At 67.1% G+C, this 17,681-nt stretch carries 18 protein-coding genes and 1 pseudogene; 8 read left to right on the top strand and 11 right to left on the bottom strand.

Features of this window, described 5'->3' with window-relative positions; genetic code table 11:
- Positions 1–159 precede the first annotated feature (159 nt).
- Positions 160–852, top strand: coding sequence for a hypothetical protein (locus QFZ33_RS20685; protein WP_307030519.1), 693 nt, complete (start codon positions 160–162; stop codon positions 850–852).
- Between the two features lie 282 nt (positions 853–1,134).
- Here the strand turns inward: QFZ33_RS20685 and QFZ33_RS20680 are convergent, their stop codons facing one another.
- Positions 1,135–1,608 carry a hypothetical protein gene (locus QFZ33_RS20680; protein WP_307030518.1) on the bottom strand — a complete coding sequence of 158 codons (474 nt, stop codon included), beginning with the start codon at positions 1,606–1,608 and terminating at the stop codon, positions 1,135–1,137.
- A 279-nt stretch (positions 1,609–1,887) separates the two neighbouring features.
- Here QFZ33_RS20680 and QFZ33_RS20675 point away from each other — a divergent pair, with 279 nt between their 5' ends.
- Positions 1,888–2,706 (top strand): SGNH/GDSL hydrolase family protein, encoded by an 819-nt coding sequence (locus tag QFZ33_RS20675; protein WP_373427305.1) that lies wholly within the window; start codon positions 1,888–1,890, stop codon positions 2,704–2,706.
- A 138-nt stretch (positions 2,707–2,844) separates the two neighbouring features.
- Here QFZ33_RS20675 and QFZ33_RS20670 read toward each other — a convergent pair whose 3' ends face one another.
- Positions 2,845–3,750, bottom strand: a complete 906-nt coding sequence (locus tag QFZ33_RS20670) for a trypsin-like serine protease (RefSeq protein WP_307030514.1) — start codon at positions 3,748–3,750, stop codon at positions 2,845–2,847.
- 180 nt (positions 3,751–3,930) lie between these two features.
- On the opposite strand from QFZ33_RS20670, the gene QFZ33_RS20665 reads away from it, so the two are divergent.
- Complete coding sequence (locus tag QFZ33_RS20665) at positions 3,931–4,446, top strand: GNAT family N-acetyltransferase (RefSeq protein WP_307030512.1); 516 nt, start codon at positions 3,931–3,933, stop codon at positions 4,444–4,446.
- A gap of 47 nt (positions 4,447–4,493) precedes the next feature.
- Entirely contained in the window at positions 4,494–5,765 is a 1,272-nt protein-coding gene (locus QFZ33_RS20660) for a glycosyltransferase (protein ID WP_307030510.1), read from the top strand.
- Between the two features lie 104 nt (positions 5,766–5,869).
- On the opposite strand, the gene QFZ33_RS20655 is transcribed toward QFZ33_RS20660, so the two are convergent.
- The 4 genes and pseudogenes from QFZ33_RS20655 to QFZ33_RS20640 all read right to left on the bottom strand — a co-directional run bounded on the left by QFZ33_RS20655 (position 5,870) and on the right by QFZ33_RS20640 (position 9,522).
- Positions 5,870–6,514: a DUF305 domain-containing protein gene (locus QFZ33_RS20655; protein WP_307030508.1), complete on the bottom strand. Its 645-nt coding sequence runs from the start codon at positions 6,512–6,514 to the stop codon at positions 5,870–5,872.
- A 152-nt stretch (positions 6,515–6,666) separates the two neighbouring features.
- On the bottom strand, positions 6,667–7,146 hold the full coding sequence (locus QFZ33_RS20650) for a hypothetical protein (protein WP_307030506.1): 480 nt from the start codon (positions 7,144–7,146) through the stop codon (positions 6,667–6,669).
- A gap of 96 nt (positions 7,147–7,242) precedes the next feature.
- Positions 7,243–9,322: pseudogene (locus QFZ33_RS20645) on the bottom strand (copper-translocating P-type ATPase).
- Between the two features lie 65 nt (positions 9,323–9,387).
- The gene (locus QFZ33_RS20640) at positions 9,388–9,522 is read right to left on the bottom strand and encodes a heavy-metal-associated domain-containing protein (RefSeq protein WP_373427304.1); all 135 of its coding nucleotides are present in this window, start codon (positions 9,520–9,522) and stop codon (positions 9,388–9,390) included.
- Between the two features lie 592 nt (positions 9,523–10,114).
- Between QFZ33_RS20640 and QFZ33_RS20635 the strand changes: the two genes are divergently transcribed.
- On the top strand, positions 10,115–10,789 hold the full coding sequence (locus tag QFZ33_RS20635; protein WP_307030504.1) for a class I SAM-dependent methyltransferase: 675 nt from the start codon (positions 10,115–10,117) through the stop codon (positions 10,787–10,789).
- Positions 10,790–10,868: 79 nt separating this feature from the next.
- On the opposite strand, the gene QFZ33_RS20630 is transcribed toward QFZ33_RS20635, so the two are convergent.
- Positions 10,869–11,246, bottom strand: a complete 378-nt coding sequence (locus tag QFZ33_RS20630) for a MarR family winged helix-turn-helix transcriptional regulator (protein ID WP_307030502.1) — start codon at positions 11,244–11,246, stop codon at positions 10,869–10,871.
- A gap of 97 nt (positions 11,247–11,343) precedes the next feature.
- On the opposite strand from QFZ33_RS20630, the gene QFZ33_RS20625 reads away from it, so the two are divergent.
- On the top strand, positions 11,344–12,795 hold the full coding sequence (locus QFZ33_RS20625; RefSeq protein ID WP_307030500.1) for an MFS transporter: 1,452 nt from the start codon (positions 11,344–11,346) through the stop codon (positions 12,793–12,795).
- Positions 12,796–12,879: 84 nt separating this feature from the next.
- Here QFZ33_RS20625 and QFZ33_RS20620 read toward each other — a convergent pair whose 3' ends face one another.
- Positions 12,880–13,782, bottom strand: a complete 903-nt coding sequence (locus QFZ33_RS20620; RefSeq protein WP_307030498.1) for a helix-turn-helix transcriptional regulator — start codon at positions 13,780–13,782, stop codon at positions 12,880–12,882.
- Positions 13,783–13,899: 117 nt separating this feature from the next.
- On the opposite strand from QFZ33_RS20620, the gene QFZ33_RS20615 reads away from it, so the two are divergent.
- Positions 13,900–15,099: an MFS transporter gene (locus tag QFZ33_RS20615; RefSeq protein WP_307030496.1), complete on the top strand. Its 1,200-nt coding sequence runs from the start codon at positions 13,900–13,902 to the stop codon at positions 15,097–15,099.
- A gap of 139 nt (positions 15,100–15,238) precedes the next feature.
- On the top strand, positions 15,239–16,336 hold the full coding sequence (locus QFZ33_RS20610; RefSeq protein WP_307030494.1) for an EAL domain-containing protein: 1,098 nt from the start codon (positions 15,239–15,241) through the stop codon (positions 16,334–16,336).
- Between the two features lie 24 nt (positions 16,337–16,360).
- On the opposite strand, the gene QFZ33_RS20605 is transcribed toward QFZ33_RS20610, so the two are convergent.
- From QFZ33_RS20605 to QFZ33_RS20595, 3 genes are all read right to left on the bottom strand, one after another.
- Entirely contained in the window at positions 16,361–16,813 is a 453-nt protein-coding gene (locus QFZ33_RS20605; protein ID WP_307030492.1) for a response regulator transcription factor, read from the bottom strand.
- A gap of 94 nt (positions 16,814–16,907) precedes the next feature.
- Positions 16,908–17,261 (bottom strand): DUF202 domain-containing protein, encoded by a 354-nt coding sequence (locus QFZ33_RS20600; RefSeq protein WP_307030490.1) that lies wholly within the window; start codon positions 17,259–17,261, stop codon positions 16,908–16,910.
- Positions 17,262–17,264: 3 nt separating this feature from the next.
- Positions 17,265–17,666 (bottom strand): YidH family protein, encoded by a 402-nt coding sequence (locus tag QFZ33_RS20595; protein WP_307030488.1) that lies wholly within the window; start codon positions 17,664–17,666, stop codon positions 17,265–17,267.
- Positions 17,667–17,681: the final 15 nt, after the last annotated feature.

Below are 17,681 nucleotides of genomic sequence, written 5' to 3'. Positions count from 1 at the left end.
GTTGGGCCAAAGGTCGTCAGGGGTGTGGCAAAACCAGCCGGAAGCACTTAGCAAAACCGATGGAGAAATTAGCGAACATTTTGTTTGCCTAATTCAGTCCGCGGCCTGTAATCTCCCAATTTAGGTTTACCTAACCAGCGCACCATACTCTCCCCTCGCATGGCCGACGTCGCATCGCTGCACGGTGGGCCATCCGCCGGCTGCAACGCCGGCATCCCCTTGAAAGGCATCATCATGTCCCCAGCCGCACCTGCCCCGGCACCGCCCGACAGCGCAACGCACGCAGTACGTTCCCCGGTGAAACAGAAGAAGCAAAAAGGCAGGCTGGTTCTGCTTGGAGCCTTGTGCACGGCAGGGTGGGCGGCCTCGTTGCTCGTCGGGCACTATGTGGAGTGCGGGCCGGAGCTGCACCGGATCGGGCTCGCCGTCCACATCCTTGCCCTGGTGCTGTCCTTCGGCACCATCCTGGTGGTTGACTGGCTGGGCCTGCTGTGGCTGCTGGGCAAGGTGCAGATGCACGAATCCGGGAAGCTGGAGGCGGCCGCGAAGCCGCTCATCTGGGGCGGGCTCGCGCTGCTGTTAACCTCAGGCGCCCTGATCGACCCGGACCTGACCAATCCGGTCACCGTCATCAAGCTAGGCTGCGTCCTGGTGCTCATGCTCAACGGCCTGAGCATCGCCCCGGCCATGCACCAACTGCTGGCCCTGCCGGCACACACCCGCTTCGGCGAACTCGGCCGCAGGCTGCGGCTCCGGCTCATGGTGGCGCTCAGCATCTCGCAGGCCTGCTGGTGGACGGCCGTCCTCATCGGCCTGATCAACAGCACACTCCGCCGCTGGGCCGGGGTCTGAAAGTCCCAGCCAGGAACGCCTGCTTCGGCAGCAAATGCCGCTGACGAAAAAGCCTTTCCGCCGGGCCCGGAATGCATGGGGGACATTGCGGGCCCGGCGCCTGGACCTGCCATCATTTGCCCCGTGAAAGCCGGCCTGTGCGAGTGAGACAACTCTGTCTCGCCTCCCTTGGGGAAAGCTGGGGCTACCTTGGGGACCCGCTGGACGGTCGCTGAAAATGCGGCGTCCTCGACCGAGGCGCCCCAGCGGACGCTCACCGCACCGCGTGAGGTGAACCGTTAGCTAGCCGCCCCACACGGAGAACGAGCCGGAATGCCCGGTGATGACGCTCTGATACATGACGAAGAGGCCGGCGAGCACGCCCAGGGCCAGGGACGCGATGCGCGCCGGACGGGAACGCTGGAGTGCAGCCAGTGCCGGGATCCGCTCGGCGAGCGGCGCGACGGTTGCGGCGAGCATCAGGACCACAACAAAGAAGAAGACGACGGCGGTCATCTTCAGGATGTCGCCCTGCCGGGCGTGGGCCTGGATGGCGTCGGTGGCACCCCGGGTCGCCTGCAGCTGCTCCCCGGTGGCGGCCGCGACCAGCGCCAGCGGAGCAAGGACCAGTGCCAGCACGCCCAGCGGCCAGGCGAGATATCGGCGGGTCCGGCCAGCCAGTCCGTAGACAACGGCGCCCAGGCCGGCGAGCGGCCCGAAGACGACGACGCCGTGGACCAGCAGAATGTGGGCCGGAAGGCCGCCGATGAGGACCACTCGAAGCTCCTTGCAGGTCAGAGGGGTGCAGGCACCACGAATCTAGCATCAAGGGCGGTGGCTGCCCTAGACCGGCAGCCCACCCGCCGACGGAAATATTTCACAAAAGGGGGAACCTTTCAGGAATTTCCCGCGGGGCTCGAACGTTCCTTGGATAACGCCACAGGCGTACCGCGCCAGGGGCGCAAGGGAGAGGACGAGGCGATGAAACACATCGGCCACTTTGGACCCCGGAACTTCGCTGCGGACGCAACGGCCCCACACCCCTGGAGCCGGTATGTGGCAATCGGAGATTCGTTTACCGAGGGCGTCGGCGACCCCGAGGAACGCTGCGCCGGAGGGCTCCGGGGCTGGGCGGACCGGGTGGCAGAGGAGCTCAGCGCTGAGCGGAAAGACTTTGCCTACGCGAATCTGGCCATCCGTGGCCTGCTTCTGGACCAGATACTTAAACAGCAGATCGAGCCGGCGCTGGAACTGAAACCGGACCTGATTACACTGTCCGCCGGCGGGAACGACATGGTGTTCCACCGGACCGACCCGGACAAGCTGGCTGCCAAGCTGGAAGCCGGAGTGGAACGGCTGAGTGACACCGGCGCCACCATCATGCTGTTCGCCGGGCCGGACTGGCGGCGCACGCCCATCCTGGGGCGGAGCCGCTCCCGGATAGCCATCTTTAACGAGAACATCCGGATCGTCGCTGCCGCGCACGACTGCCTGCTGGTGGACCTGTGGACGCTGCCTGGACTCAGGGATCCGCGGATGTGGGACCCGGACCGGCTGCACTTCTCGCCGCTGGGCCACCACACCATCGCCATGCAGGTGCTGGACACCCTGCAGGTGCAGCATTCGCTGCAGCCGCTGGAGCCGAAGGCCCTGCCGCGCAGCAACTGGCGCGATGCCAGGGCCGGCGACCTTGCCTGGGCGCGGACCTACTTCCTGCCGTGGGCGTGGCAGCGCATCACGCCGCCGCGCATTCCCCTGCCGGGTGTCCACGACCATCCGGCGCCCGCGCCCCTGCTGCCGAAACGGCCCGTGTTCGCGCCGGTTTATGCCGTGCGGACCGTTGCGGTGAAGGCCGTGGCTGAGTTCCTGGCGTAGCGCCCGGAAACTGTGCGGCGGCTCCGGCGAGCGTACGACGGCGGTTGGCCGGCCGCCGTCGTACGTGTCCGACGACGGGTGGTGCGGGGGGTGTCCGACGGCGGGCTCCCGCGGCGCCCGGGCGCAGAACCGCCCGGACTACGGCGTCCCGACGACGATATCCGCGGACTCGTCCCCGGCGGTGGCGGTGATCCAGTCGATGACGTCCTGCCGGTCGGTGCGGTAGGAGAAGTTCGTTCCCTTGCAGTAGCGGTTGTGGTTGAACGAGGTGATGCCGGCGATGGTGTTGGACTCGGCGGTCCCGTAGAACAGCGGCCCGCCGGAGTCGGCAGTGCAGGTGCCGCCGAGGCCCTTGCCGTTGCCGTTGGTCTGGATGTTGTAGCCGTCGGCGCTCGCGCTGGTGAGGTTCGTCAGTTTGGACTCGGCCATGAGCCGTTCCCGGAACGAGGTGTCGGAAACCGGGTTGGCTTCGGAGATTCCGTAGCCGCTCACGGTGAAGGTTGTTTCCTGCTGTCCGCGCCTGGTGGTCAGCGCGTCCAGGGTCCCCGGTGCCGCGAGGCGCGCGTACTCCTTGAGCATGATGTGCTGCTTCAGGATCACCAGGCCGACGTCCTTGGTTTCCGGGACCGCGGCCATGCTGGTGTAGCCGTAGTTGTACAGTTCGTGCGACTCCGCGCACTCCGTTCCCCGCGTTCCGTCCGCGCAGGCGCCAGGGTAGCCGGTGTCCGGATCCGTTCCGGTTTCAGGGTTCCAGTCCGCGCCGGCGTCCTGCTGGAAGTAGACCCGGGCCGAGGAAGCGCCGGCGGTGCAGTGACCTGCGGTCAGGAACACGGTGGGCGTCAGCAGGGAGCCCGAGCACCTGTGGTGGAACTCGCCGTGGGGACCGTAGAAAACAACCAGCCCCACGAAGGGGTGCTCGTTGTCCTTGGCATAATCACCGGTGACCGCACCGGCCGGGACGGCCGCTGTCAGGGCCAGCACCGCAGCAACGGCCAGAACGACGGCGGCACCGCCGCCGGCGCGTAATTTCTTCCAAATGCGCATACAAGCCCCAGCTTCCTAATGCACGGACAGCCGGCAGCGCACGTCGGAGTACGCGGCAGGTGCCAAACAGTTGAGTAACCGCCCAAATAGGACGGTGACTTAAGGTACCACCCGGGCAGCTGCCGCGGCGCATGCAGGTCGCGGCGCCGGCGGTGAAAGGCTTCATGCTTGACTTGGGCAGTGATCAGAAAAGCCAGACCGGGTGACCTGGAAACACTGCAGGCCATTGAGGTCCTCGCCGGCGAGGCGTTCCGGGCGGTGGGGCTGGATGCCATCGCGGACGATGATCCGCCGAACCTCAATGACCTGCGAGGCTACGCGGTGGCGGGCCGGGCCTGGGTCGCCACTGATTCGGTGGACAGCCCAATCGCGTACATCCTCGTCGATGAGATTGATCAGGGTGCCCACATCGCCCAGGTCACGGTGCACCCCCAGCGCTCCCGCCAGGGTATTGGCAAGGCGTTGATCGAAGAAGTGGAGCGCTGGGCGCGAAGTTGCGGGCTTCAGGCGCTCACCCTGACCACCTTCAGCGAGGTCCCGTGGAACGCGCCGTATTACGCCCGCCTGGGCTTCACGGAGTTGCCGGAACCACAGTGGACTGAAGACCTGCATCGAATCGTTGAGATGGAGGCGTCACAGGGCCTTGGCGCCTGGCCCCGTGTGGTCATGAGGCGGAACGTCACCGCGGGGGAGTAGGGACGAAAGGGCTATTTTCCGGGCGCCGCAGGCCATAAGCTCCAGCCATGTCGTCAGTCATCGTTTGCAGCGGCCCCCACGACGGCCACGTTTCGCCCATGGTCGGAGTCGCACGCCGCCTGATTGATCGCGGCCACAGGGTGCGGTTCCTCACCGGCCCCGCCTACCAGGACGCAGTAGAGGCCATCGGGGCCGAGTACCTCCCGCTGGGGCCGGGCGCCGAACACGCGACCGAACCCAGCGCGGCCACCGGCGTCCAGGCGATCCGCGAGGGTATCCGCGGGCTGGTGATCGAGCCTGCCCGCGGCCAGTATCTGCCGTTGGCGGCGGCGATCGCTGCCGAACCGACGGACGCTGTCCTGGCAGAGGTCACCTTCGTGGGCGCCGCCACCCTGTCCAGGCTTCCGCGCAGCAAGCGGCCCCCGATCATCACCTGCGGCATCCTGCCGCTGACGCTTTCCAGCCGGGACTGCGCCCCCTACGGCTCCGGCCTGGCGCCCGGCAAGGGACCGGGCGCCCGCCTGAGGAACCAGGCAATGAACTGGCTGATCTCCAACGTGGTGCTGAAGGACAGCCAGCGGCAGGTGGACGCCCTGACCCGCGAATTGGTGGGAGTGGGGCTGGACGGGCTGTTCATCCTGGACTGGGCCCGCCGCACCGAACTCATCGCCCAGTTCACCGTGGAGGAGTTCGAGTACCCGCGCTCGGACGCGCCGGGCAACCTGCGCTTCTTCGGGCCGATGTCCCGCCATGCCGCATCCGCCTCAGTGACGCCGAAGCCGGACTGGTGGGGCGAGCTGGACGGCTCCCGCCCGGTGGTTTACGTGACGCAGGGGACGGTCTCCAACGAGGACTTCACGGCCCTGGTGGGCCCCACGCTCGAGGGGCTTGCCGGGGAGGACGTGACCGTCGTCGTCAGTACCGGCCGCCGACCGCTCGAATCGCTTCCGCCCCTCCCGGCCAACGCCCGCGCCGCCGAGTTCCTCCCGGACGCGGAGCTCCTGCCGAAGGTCGACGTCTACGTCACGAACGGCGGCTACGGCGGCCTGCATTACGCGATGGAAAACGGCGTGCCCATCGTGGTGGCCGGGGACACCGAGGACAAACCCGAGGGAGCCGCCCGGGTGGCCTGGGCCGGCGTCGGGATTAACCTCAAGACCGGCCGGCCCAAGCAGGAGGCTATCCGCGACGCCGTGCAAAAGGTCCTGGGCGACGGCCGGTACCGTGCCGGCAGCCAGCGGATCGGTGCGGCGATTGCCGCTTCCCCTGGCGTGGACGGGCTGATCGACGAGATGGAAGCGATGCTGCGGAAGGTGTGAACGGCGTGGCCCGTGCAGGGGAACGGGCCGACAGCGGTGTGCAGAGGCCGGGGTTGGCCGGCACCGGGACGTTCCGGTGCCGGCCAAGGGTCACGCGGGCCAGATCAGAGCTTGGCCAGCAGTGCTTGCATTTCCTGGATTTCGGCCTCCTGCGCGCTGACGATGGCTTTGCTGAGGTTGACGGCGTCGGGGTTTTTCCCGCCGGTGGTTTCGGTTTTGGCCATCACGATGGCGCCCTCGTGGTGGGCGATCATCTGGGTCAGGAAGAGCTTTGCCGCTTCCGTGCCCTGGGCTGCGTCGAGTTTCTTCATGTCGGCGTCGCTCACCATGCCGCCCATGCCACCGGCACCGTGGGTGGACATGTCGTGACCGGTGGGTGCCTGCGTAGGTTCGTTCCAGCTGGTCAGCCACCCGGTCATAGTCTCGATTTCGGGTCCCTGGGCGGCCTTGATCTTGGTGGCCAGGGCGGTCACCTCCGCGGGGATGTCCTTCTTGGCCAGCATCATCTGGCTCATCTCCACCGCCTGCGCGTGGTGGGGGATCATCATCTGGGCGAACATGACGTCGGCGGCGTTGTGCTCAGCGGCGGCAGCGGCGGAGCTGCCGGCCGGCGCGGAACTGGAGCTGCCGTGATCCATTCCGGGTGTCGAGGTGCCGGTGGAGCCGGGCCCTGAACCGGTGGAGCATCCAGCCAGGGCAAGGGTCGCGGCAACGGCGGCGGCGGACAGGGTCAGAAACTTTTTGGTCATGAAAATCAGGTCCTTCAGAAATTTGTCAGGGCGCGGAGGCGCCACCAGGAGGGAGCGCGAGCGCGCATGGATGCGCCGAAGGGCCGCTGTGGGCCCGCGGGGCTCGCGCCGGAGAGAAGCTCCGGCGAGGGTCCTGTGCGTTGGCGTGCTTTCTACGTCCGGCTGATGCAGAGATCGCCCGGTGAAGGGCCTCCGGGAAGATAGGAATAACCACCGGCCACGGGACCGGACGCGGCCGCACCGGGGATGGCGCCGAACACGGTGGTGCCTGGCAGCGGGGCGGCCAGAGAACCGCTCTTCGCCGACGGTGTGCAGGATACGGTCACGGTCTGCAAGCCGGTGCAGCTGCCGCAGCACGGGTCCGCGGATCCGCCGGCCAACTCGTGGCAAGGGGCTGTTTGAACTGCCTGCGTACCGGGCGCCAGGTGATCTGAGTGGCCTGCAGCGGCGGAGTCCGCGTGCACTGCCTGCAGTGTTCCGGGTGTTCCCGCGCTCATGGCTGACATGGAGTGCATCGAATGATTGCCGGTGATCACGTGCATGCCCAGAATGCCGGCGACAACCGCCAGGACCGCGGCCAGTCCGCCCGCCCAGAGGAACGCCCTCACGAGGCGCTTCACGGGTGAGGTCATGACGTTGTTCCTCCTTCCGTAGCGGGTTCCGGGTCATTTTCAAGGCTACCGGCACTGTCCTGCCAGCCCCATGCTGACGCACAATGTGTCCGGGGTTTAACGGGCCTGGGACGGGTTCAGTTTCACCCGTCGCAGCAGCTGGGCGTTTAGGGCGACGACGATAGTGGAGGCGGACATCAGTACGGCCCCCGCGGCGGGGGACAGGACGACACCGGCGAAGGCCAGGACGCCGGCGGCCAGCGGCACGGAGAGGACGTTGTATCCGGTGGCCCAGACCAGGTTCTGCCACATCTTCCGGTAGCTGGCCCGGGACAGGTCCACCATGGACAGCACGGCCCGGGGATCGTTGCCGGCCAGCACCACTCCTGCCGATTCCATCGCGACGTCGGTTCCGGCACCGATCGCTATGCCGACCTCGGCGCGGGCCAGTGCCGGGGAGTCGTTGACGCCGTCGCCCACCATGGCCACCTTCAGGCCACGGGCTTGGAGTTCGGCGACCTTCTTGTCCTTGTCGGCGGGCAGTACTTCGGCGAAGACCTCGTCGATGTCCAGCTCGGCGGCCACGGACTGGGCGACCTGCCGGGCGTCGCCGGTGACCATGGCCACCTTGATGCCGCGGCTCTGCAGGGCCGCCACGGCCTGGCGTGATTCGTCACGGACGGCGTCCTCCAGGCTCACCGCACCGAGGATGCGGTCGCCGTCAAGGACGTGGAGCACGGCCGCGCCGCGGTCCATCCAGCCCCGCGTGGAGGCTGCCAGCTCCGCCGGTTCGGTGATGCCGGATTCTCGAAGCAGTGCCGGTCCGCCCACCGCCAGCGTCCTGCCGTCAACGGTTGCGCGGACACCGCGTCCCGTCATGGACGAAAATCCGGTGGCACGGGGAATCAGGAGTCCCTGTTGCCGTGCTGCACGGACGATCGCCCGTGCAACGGGGTGTTCGCTGTCTGACTCGACGGCTGCCGCCAGGGCCAGGAGTTCGTCCGGGCTCACGCCTTCAACAGCGGTTGCGTCCTTGAGCTCTGGTTCGCCTTTGGTCAGGGTGCCGGTTTTGTCGAACAGGACGACGTCGATGGTCCGCATCCGTTCCAGCGCCATCCGGTTCTTGATCAGCACCCCGGCCCGGGCGGCTTGCTCGGTGGAAATCGCGATCACCAAGGGGATGGCCAGGCCCAGGGCATGCGGGCAGGCGATCACCAGCACGGTGACGGTGCGGGTCACGGCATCGGGAACGCTGCCCAACAGGGTCCAGGCGATGAAGGTGATGACGCCGGCGCCGGCGGCGAAGTAGAACAGGAAGGCCGCGGCGCGGTCGGCCAGGGCCTGCGCGCGGGACGAGGAGGCCTGCGCCTCGGCGACCAGTCGCTGAATGCCGGCCAAAGCCGTGTCGTCCCCGACGGCGGTGACCCGGACCCGGACGGTGTTATCTGTCGCGACCGTGCCGGCCACAACAGGGTCACCCGCGGAACGGGTGACGGTCTTGGATTCGCCTGTGATCATTGACTCGTCGAATTCGGCCGTGCCGTCGGTTACGGTGCCGTCGGCCGGCATCCGGGCGCCGGAGCGGACCAGGACCAGGTCCCCGGCACGGAGCTCTGCGACGCTGACGGTTTCGGTGCCCGCCTCGGTGATGCGTTCGGCCTCATCCGGCAGCAGCGCGGCCAAGGCATCGAGGGCACCCTGGGCGGAGCCGAGGGCGCGCATTTCGATCCAGTGGCCCAGCAGCATGATGGCCACCAGCAGGGCCAGCTCCCACCAGAAGTCCAGGTCGAAGCCGCCGATGCCCAGGCTCGTCACCCAGGAGGCAAAGAAGGCAACGCTGATGGCCATGCCGATCAGCAGCATCATCCCGGGCTGCCGGGCCTTCAGCTCGTTCAGCCCGCCCCTTCAGGAACGGCATCCCGCCGTAGACGAAGATGACGGTGCCCAGGACGGGCGGGATCCACGCCGTCCCGGGGAATTCGGGCGGCATGTAGCCGAGGATGTGCGCGAACATTGGGCTGAAGTACACCACCGGGACCGACAGGGCCAGGGTGAGCCAGAACCGGTTCTTGAACATGGCCGTGCTGTGCCCGGCATGCTGGCCCTGTGTGTGGACCATGTGGTCGTCGTGAGTGTCGTGTTCCGCGTGCTCAGCCGTGGCCGTCTGCGGCGCTCGGTGTGAGGTGTGGTCTTCCATGATTCCTCCTTGAGGAGATCAAGCCCGCCCCGGAATCAAAATCCGGGGCGGGGCCGGGTGGCAGGTCAGCTGGTGTGGAGTCTGTATCCGGCCGAGTTGATTGCTTCGCGGACAGCGGCCTCGTCGGCGCTTCCGGAGATCCGCAGGCGGGACAGGCCGCCCGGAATGAGTTCGACGGCGGCGTCGTCCACGCCGTCCAAGGCCGAGAACGGCCTTTTCGACCGATGCGACACAGTGGCCGCAGGTCAGCCCTTCCAGGCGGTACTCGGCCTCCGCCGCCGAATCAGCATCCGGCCCAGAGAGGTCTTGCGGCGGGCAGCAGCCGCAGCCGGCAGAGCCGGTGGTGAGCGGCAAGTCAAGGCGCTTGTTTGATTCACGCATGTCAGTTCCATTCCACGAAGACGGATGGGTGCGCTGGGGTTGAACGGCTGTGACGGGGAGGGAAGCCCCTGGACATACCACTTCACTGACAACACAAGAAAATATACCCCCTGGGGGTATATTCGTCAAGGGGTCGGTTTAGTCGTTGTTCGGGGGCGGCTGCGCGAGGTGGCGAGTCAGGATGTCGGTGACGCGCTCGAGTTTCCCGTGAGAAGCTGTGCCAAGCGCCAAAATGCTCACGGGGGGAAACATGCTTGGACTAGTCGCAGCCGTTCTCTGGTTCGCGGTGCCGGCGATGCTCATCGCAACAGCCCTGTACTGGATCATTCGCCTAGGGGTGAAGCACGGCCTCAGGTCGTACGACGCGGAAAAGCTCGAAGCTCAGAGACAGCGCCATGAGGAGTCAACGGCATGGACAACGCGGGCCTGACCGGCAGCGGCGCGCTGAAGCACCTGCAGCATCCGCGGTTCGCCCGCGCCTACGCGCGCGCCGTCGAAGGGATGAACCGCCGCGGGGCCACCGAGCACCGCCGCCGCATGCTGGCCGGCCTGCACGGGACGGTGATCGAGATCGGCGCGGGGGACGGGTCCGCCTTTGCGCTCTACCCGCCGGCAGTCACGCACGTTCTGGCGCTGGAGCCCGACGACTACCTCAGAAGCCTCGCCCTGAACCGCGCCGCTGATGCCCCGGTGCCGGTGGCGGTACGGCCGGCTGCAGCCGAGCGGATCCCGGCCGACGACGGCAGTGCGGATGCCGTCGTCGCCAGCCTTGTGCTGTGCAGCGTCGCGGACCAGGCGGCGGTCCTCGCGGAAATCCGGCGCGTTCTGCGCCCCGGCGGGACCCTGGCCTACTACGAGCATGTCCGCTCTGACCGCCCTGTGCTGGCCGCCGTCGAAGATCTGCTCACGCCGGCGTGGCAGCGCCTGGCCGGCGGGTGCCACCCCAACCGGGACACCCTCGGCGCCATCGCCGCGGCCGGATTCACCATCCGGGACAACCGGCGGTTCGGCTTCGCCGTCCAGTCCCTGACCCCTCCCGTGGCGCACATCCTCGGCCACGCCACCAGCCCCGGACCGCCCCGGTGAATAAGCCTGTCGAAATCCCGGTCCCGGACCGGTGGTTGAGCTTGTCGAAATCCCGACGCCGGGTGAAGGCGCCAGGCCCCTAAGCCAGGTTCTCCTTGAGGAGTGCGCGGTGTTCGACGGCGGCAGCCCGGTGGAGCTTTCGGCCCGCCGCTGTGAGCTCGAGGTATAGCGAACGGCGGTCATCCGTGCAGGACTGGCGGGTCAGCAGTCCGGCCTTCTCCAGCCGGTCCACCACCTTGGAGACGGCACTCTGGCTCATGGGGGTCCGTTCGCCGAGTTCCTTCATCCGGCACGATGCCTTGCTGTGCTCCGCCACAAGGTCCAGGATCTCGAACTCGTTCAGGCCGATGTCGAACTTGGCTTCCAGTGCCCGGTCGAGGGCGCAGGAGGTGCGGAAGTACGCGTCCTGGATGCTGCGCCATTGCTCAACCAGCGTGCGGTCCGTCGTCGATGCCATGCCCTGATTTTAGGCGAAAAGCGAACTCAAGTCCACGTCATAATATTCCGCGTCATATTCCTTGTCATTGAATGACGCGTCATATAGATTTTCAAACATGACCTCACCTACCACCCTCGAACGAACTGCCGGCCCCGTCGCCACGGCCGTCCGCTGGACCCGTGCCCAGTGGCTCCTGCTGATGGTTGTCTGCACCGTCCTGGCCCTGGACGGGCTGGATGTGTCCATGGTGGGCGTGGCCCTGCCATCAATCGGGCACGAACTGAACCTCGGCACGGACGCGCTGCAGTGGATTGTCTCCGCGTATGTCCTCGGTTACGGCAGCCTGCTGCTTCTGGGCGGCCGGCTCGCGGACCTTCTGGGCCGCCGCCGCATCTTCCTCATTGCCCTCTCGGTCTTCGCTGCCGCATCCCTGCTGGGCGGACTCGTGGATGACCCCGCAATCCTCATTGCCACACGGTTCGTGAAGGGCCTCGCGGCCGCCTTCACCGCCCCCACGGGCTTCTCCATCATCACCACCAACTTCGCGGAGGGCCGCGAGCGCAACAAGGCGCTTTCCATCTTCACCACGTTCGGCGCGAGCGGCTTCTCCCTGGGGCTCGTCGTCGGTGGCCTCATGACCAGCCTGAGTTGGCGGTGGACGTTCCTGGTATCCGTGCCCATCGCCGTCCTGGTTGTCATTCTGGGCCACCGCTTCATCCCGCGGGACGCGCCCGATGCCACGGACAGCGGCCACGATGTCTGGGGCGCTGTCACCCTGGCGCTGGGCATGCTGGGACTCGTTTACACGCTGGTGTCCGCACCGGAACAGGGCTGGGGATCTGTGGCAACAATCGCCGGATTCATCATCTCTGCCGCGGTGCTGGCAGCCTTCGCCGTCATCGAGAACAAGGTCAGGCACCCGCTCATCCGCTTTGGCATCCTGCGCGAGGGCTGGGTGGCACGGGCCAACATCAGCGCGGTTGGACTGTTTGGCTCCTACCTCAGCTTCCAGTTCATCGTGACGCTCTTCCTGCAGTCCGCCCTGGGGTGGAGCCCGCTGGCGATGGCCCTGGCCCTGCTGCCGACCGGACTGATCGTCGCCACCAGCGCGCCGTTTGCCGACCGCCTGATCAACGTGTTCGGTGCCACCCGGCTGATCCTGGCCGGACTGGCCTCCATGGGCCTCGGCTACGTCCTGTTCCTCCGGGTGGGCACCACACCCAACTACGCCCTGGACATCCTGCCCTCGATCATCCTGCTGGGCATCGGCTTCGCCCTGGCCTTCCCCTCCATCAATGTCCAGGCCACCGCCGGCATCAAGGATTCCGAGCAGGGCCTGGCAGCCGGACTCATCCAGACCAGCACGCAGGTGGGGGCCGCTTTGGTCCTGGCAGTCACCACCGCCATGGTCAGCGGAGGGCGCTCCGACGGCGGCACGGTCCCCAGTGCCGCCGCCATGCTTGAGCAGTACAGGCCCGGCCTGGTGCTGAGTGCCGCCGTCGCCATCGCGGCGCTGCTGGTTGCGGCTGTGCCTGCCCGACGGCGGGCGGTCGCCCTGGCTGCCTAGCCCACCCTGGTCGGTGCGGGCCGGAGCGCGCTCTGCTTCGGCCCCGCGCCCACGGCTAGGACGGCACCAGCCAGACGGGTAACGTCAGCGCGCCCGCGGGTCCGCCCCTGCATCACTGCGGGATTGTTCAATCGCGTTGCCTTGACCGGTGCCTGTCCAGTTGGCCAGGAGTTGCATAGCCTCAGCAGTTGGTGAGTGGGGCTCGATGACGTAAACGACCATGAGCAGATCGGGTTCTCCGCTGACCTCGAAGGACTCGAAATCGAAATCGAGGTCACCCACGAGCGGGTGGTGGTACTTCTTCACCCCGTGCCGGAACCGAAGCACGTCATGGGCTGCCCACAGGCCCCGGAACCTGTCGCTCTTCATGGAGAGCTCGCCCACGAGCTTCATGCTCTCCTCATCGTTGGGGTCATGAGCCACAGCCGCACGCAACAGGGCGACGGAGTTGTTTGTGCCCATGTTCCAGTCCCGGTAGAACTCGCGGGCCCGGGGATCGAGGAACTGGAAGCGCAGATGGTTGAACTGCCCGGGATTGGCCTCCTGGGCTTGGGGGAACAGGGACCAGCCGATCGAGTTCGCGGCCACGAGGTCCAGACGGCCGTTCTGGATGTAGGCCGGTGCCGGGAAGGTGTCGAGTACCCGTTGAAGCTGGGGACGGACGCGTGGTTTCGCCTTTCGGGGCCGACGTGAGGCCGGCGACGGGCGGATTGCGCGTGCCAGGGACATGAGGTGGTCGCGTTCGATGTCACCGAGCTGGAGGGCGCGGGCGATCGCCTCGAGCACCTCGTCCGAGACTCCTGTGATTTTTCCCCGTTCAAGGCGGGTGTAGTAGTCCGTGCTGATCGCCGCGAGCTGGGCGACCTCCTCGCGGCGCAGCCCGGGTACTCGGCGGATCCCTGGGTACGGCGGCAGACCCGCCTGCTCGGGGGTAAGCCGGTGGCGGCGCGACGTGAGGAATCCCTGAAGCTCCGCCTGATAATCCATGCCTTCCACGCTACTCCGGGCGGGTGAGCCGTGGGAGGGTCTGCTGTGCCTAGGCACGCCGGACCGATGACAAAGCCGCCCTGCCATAGACCCCATACAGGGGGTGAAATGGAATACGTGTCTACTACTCCTGTCATCACTCCTGTCGCCGGTATGAACCGGACCCGGACCATCGTCTTCGCCATCGCAGGCGGGCTCGCCGTCGGAAATCTCTACTGGGCACAGCCACTGATCGAAGAGATCGCCAGCTCACTCGGCGTGGCCTCCTCCAGCGCCGCCGCGCTGGTTACCGTCACCCAGATCGGTTATGCGCTCGGCATCTTCCTCGTGGTTCCCCTCGGTGACGTCCTGAACCGGCGCCGGCTTATTCCTGCCGTGCTGGGGGTGTCAGCGCTCATGCTCCTCGCAGCGGCCGCGGCACCGAACTTCTCCCTCCTCCTCGCCGCTTTGGGTGGAGTGGGGCTCACCACCGTATCGGCGCAGCTCCTCTCGCCCCTGGCAAGCGAGCTTGCAGCACCGGAACAGCGCGGCCGGGTTGTGGGAACGATCGCGTCGGGCGCCCTGATTGGCGTGCTTCTCTCCCGTACCGTGAGCGGTCTTGTAGCGGAAGCGTTCGGCTGGCGGGCCATTTACGTCATCGCAGCCATTCTCGCCGTGACCCTCGCGTTCGTGCTGCACGCACTCATCCCTCGCCTTGAACCGCGGGAGTCGATCCGCTACCGGCGGCTGCTCGCCTCCGTGTTCACCACGGTGGCGCAGTACCGTGCCGTACCGCCGACGCTGCTGATCAGCGGGCTCGGCTTCACGGTGTTCTCCCTGTTCTGGACATCGCTGACGTTCCTGCTTGCAGCGCCGCCGTTCTCGTACTCGGTCGGGCAGATCGGGCTGGTGGGACTCGCCGGACTGGCCGGCGCCCTCGCCGCCCGGCGGGCCGGCACCATCCACGACCGCGGCTGGTCCGTTCCTGCCACGGGCGCGGCGCTCGCCCTGCTCGGCCTGAGTCTGGTCGGTGCGTGGCTCGCCAGCAGCTCGATCATCGGACTGATCGTCATCGTGATCTTGCTTGATGTCGCAGCGCAGGCGAACCTGGTCCTCAGCCAGACCCGGCTCCTGACCCTCCCGGGTTCGGCGCGCAGCAGACTCAACACCGCTGTGGTGGTGAGTAACTTCATCGGCGGCGCGGCCGGGTCTGCCATGTCCGGGCCGCTGTGGAGTGCGGGCGGCTGGACCGCCGTCATGATCGCCGCACTCATCCTTACTCTGGCGGCACTGGCCGTCTGGTCCGCCAGCCGCACACGTCTCGCCGCCGTGGCGTGACCCGAACAAAGGAAATTGCCCGCGGCACTGCAGGCGGCGATCTTCATCCCCTGCATCAGCTGTTCCTGCAATACCCCAGATCGCGTAATCTGGAACCGCATGACAGGTTACTTCGTGGGGTGGGCTTAAGGAGTGTCAATTGGTTGATAGTCCGTTCCCCGAGGATGACGGCTGGGTGGGGGAGAGCGCCGATGAGGTCCCGCTGGTGCGGGCGCAGGCGCATGAGATCATCGAGGCGGTCCTGGCCGGTCAAGATCCCGAAGGGGCCGAAATCCGGGAGCGGTTGCGCGAGCACGTCGCAGCGCATCCTGGCCATCCCGAAGCAGCGCTGCACGAGCACCTGATCTTCAGCCGCTCCCTTGCCAGGCGGGCGAGCGACCGGCCTAAGCCGGACAGACGGGATGCGAGCGTCCAGCAGGATAGTCATAAGCAGGGCGTCACCGCCCGGGATCGGGCGGCCATTGAGGCCGTCCTGCACGGGGGCATGCTGGTCACAGCCTTCCAGCCGGTCCACGATCTTGCCCGCAAGGGTGTGATCGGCGCGGAGGCCCTGACCCGCTTTGTCTGGGAGGACGGGGACAGTGCATGGTCCTGGTTCAAGAATGCCGCCGCCGTCGGGCTGGGAGCGGACCTGGAGTTCTCTGCGCTGCAGACGGCCGTGGCCGCGGCCCAGGAACTTCCACCTCAACTTGCGGTCGCCTTGAACGTCTCCCCGGCGGTATGCCTCGATCCCCGGCTTCCTGGATTCCTCCACCAAGCACCTCTGGAGCTTTCGCGCATGGTTCTGGAACTCACCGAACCACTTCAGGGCGACCAGTTGGGCCCGCTTCTGGATGTCCTGACGCCGATGCGCCGTTCCGGCCTGCGTCTGGCGGTTGATGAGGCCGGCACGGACGCTGCGTCCATGCGCCACATCCGGTCCCTCCGGCCGGATGTCATCAAAATCGGCCGTGATCTGGTCGCAGAGATCCACCGGGACCCAAGCCGCCAGTACCTGGTCGCCGACATGGTCGAATTCGGACGGCAGACCGGCGCCGAACTGGCTGCGGTAGGCATCGAAACCGCCGATGAGCTGACCGTCCTGACCCGGCTGGCAGTTGCCGCCGGCCAGGGCCACTTCCTGGGACGGCCGACAGTCGATGCGAAGGAATGGGCTACCTGGACGGGTCCCGCCACCGCACCGGGGGCTCCTGACCGCCACGGACGGCACAGGGCCGGAAGGCCAGCGGCGAATTAACCCGCGTCGGTAACGGGTTGTCAGCTATACCGCATGGTGAACCGGGCCCGCGGTCCCGGCGGCAAGCAGCGCCTCGATCCGGGTCCGCAGTTCCCTGGGCCGGAACGGCTTCGTGACGTACTCGTCTGCCCCGCGTCGCAGCGCTTCGTCGATATCCGATTCGTCGGCGCGGCCGGTAAGCATCACCACCCGGGCGGAGCTGAACGAACGGATGCGCCGCAGCACTTCGAAACCATGGACGTCCGGAAGGCCGACGTCGACAGTAACAACACGGGGAAGCCGGCGCCGCACCAGATCGACCCCCTCAAGGCCGCTGGCCGCGGTGTAGACGGAAAAGCCCGTCTGTTCCAGGACTGCCCGCAGAAGATTGCGGATATCTGCGTCGTCCTCAATAACGACTGCCACTCCCAAGCCGGTCATGGTCAACTCCACGTCTGGTGAATCCTTGAACCGGCCCAGCACCAGCTCTAAGTTCACCGCCCACACCACACGGTACAAGGCCGGGAGCCGTTTTTCAGCATAAAATTTGTCGGATTCAAAAATGCGCTTTCATGAAGCGCGGCTCATCCGGTCAGGACAGCACCAGCCAGATGCCCAGCGCTCCAAGCGCGACGCAGGCGCCCGCGGTCCAGAAGACCGCCGCGACATCGGGTGCCAGACGTCCCGCCCTGATCCCCGCGATGCTGCGCCGGTAGCGCCGCCGCTGGGTGGCATAGATGCCGGTCCCGGCGGCGATGGTGAGGCCGAACATCGCCAGCACGAACGGCCCCTGGTCCGGGAGCCAGCGCAGGCTCATCGCGCTCGCGGCAATCAGCGTCAGGACCGTCCGGCCCCAGGCGAGCGCTGTGCGCTCGGGCTGCAGTCCCGGATCGCCGTGGAGGGGACCGTCGTCGGGCAGGGGAGCGGTAGCCGGGCTTTCGTCCATGGTTCAGGCAAGAACGACGACGGCGATCACCACCGCCGCTGCGACGGCGCAGCCGGCGGCAAGCAACGGGGCGATCAGGGGCAACGGCAGCGGCCGGTTCGAGCGCAAGCTCGACTCAACCCGCAGCCAGCGGATAGCGGACCCCGCACTGAGAAGCATGCCCAGCAGGAGGAGCAGCACGGACAGCCCGCGGCGGACGGGCTCAGCGAAAACGTCGGACGTGAAGGCCTCCACCGCGATCCCGCCGGCGAGGAGCGCCAGGGACGTGCGGATCCACGCCAGGAAGGTCCGCTCGTTGGCCAGGGTGAAACGCGGGTCCGGCTCGGTGCCGCCGGGCAGGAGTTTTTCGGCAAAGCGGCTTCTGCGGGGGGTGGAGCTGGGCGGGGGAGTAGAGGTGGGCGGCACGGTCACAGTCTAGCC

The sequence above is a fragment of the Arthrobacter globiformis genome (genome assembly GCF_030815865.1).
In the GTDB taxonomy this organism is placed as follows: Bacteria; Actinomycetota; Actinomycetes; order Actinomycetales; family Micrococcaceae; genus Arthrobacter; species Arthrobacter globiformis_B.
Note: the sequence above shows the minus strand (reverse complement) of the source record. Positions and strands in the feature narration are given on the sequence as shown.

Coding starts and splice junctions, on each gene's coding strand:
- QFZ33_RS20685 (WP_307030519.1), top strand. CDS start 160: ATGGCCGACGTCGCATCGCTGCACGGTGGGCCATCCGCCGGCTGCAAC.
- QFZ33_RS20670 (WP_307030514.1), bottom strand. CDS start 3,750: ATGCGCATTTGGAAGAAATTACGCGCCGGCGGCGGTGCCGCCGTCGTT.
- QFZ33_RS20660 (WP_307030510.1), top strand. CDS start 4,494: ATGTCGTCAGTCATCGTTTGCAGCGGCCCCCACGACGGCCACGTTTCG.
- QFZ33_RS20655 (WP_307030508.1), bottom strand. CDS start 6,514: ATGACCAAAAAGTTTCTGACCCTGTCCGCCGCCGCCGTTGCCGCGACC.
- QFZ33_RS20650 (WP_307030506.1), bottom strand. CDS start 7,146: ATGACCTCACCCGTGAAGCGCCTCGTGAGGGCGTTCCTCTGGGCGGGC.
- QFZ33_RS20635 (WP_307030504.1), top strand. CDS start 10,115: ATGGACAACGCGGGCCTGACCGGCAGCGGCGCGCTGAAGCACCTGCAG.
- QFZ33_RS20630 (WP_307030502.1), bottom strand. CDS start 11,246: ATGGCATCGACGACGGACCGCACGCTGGTTGAGCAATGGCGCAGCATC.
- QFZ33_RS20625 (WP_307030500.1), top strand. CDS start 11,344: ATGACCTCACCTACCACCCTCGAACGAACTGCCGGCCCCGTCGCCACG.
- QFZ33_RS20620 (WP_307030498.1), bottom strand. CDS start 13,782: ATGGATTATCAGGCGGAGCTTCAGGGATTCCTCACGTCGCGCCGCCAC.
- QFZ33_RS20600 (WP_307030490.1), bottom strand. CDS start 17,261: ATGGACGAAAGCCCGGCTACCGCTCCCCTGCCCGACGACGGTCCCCTC.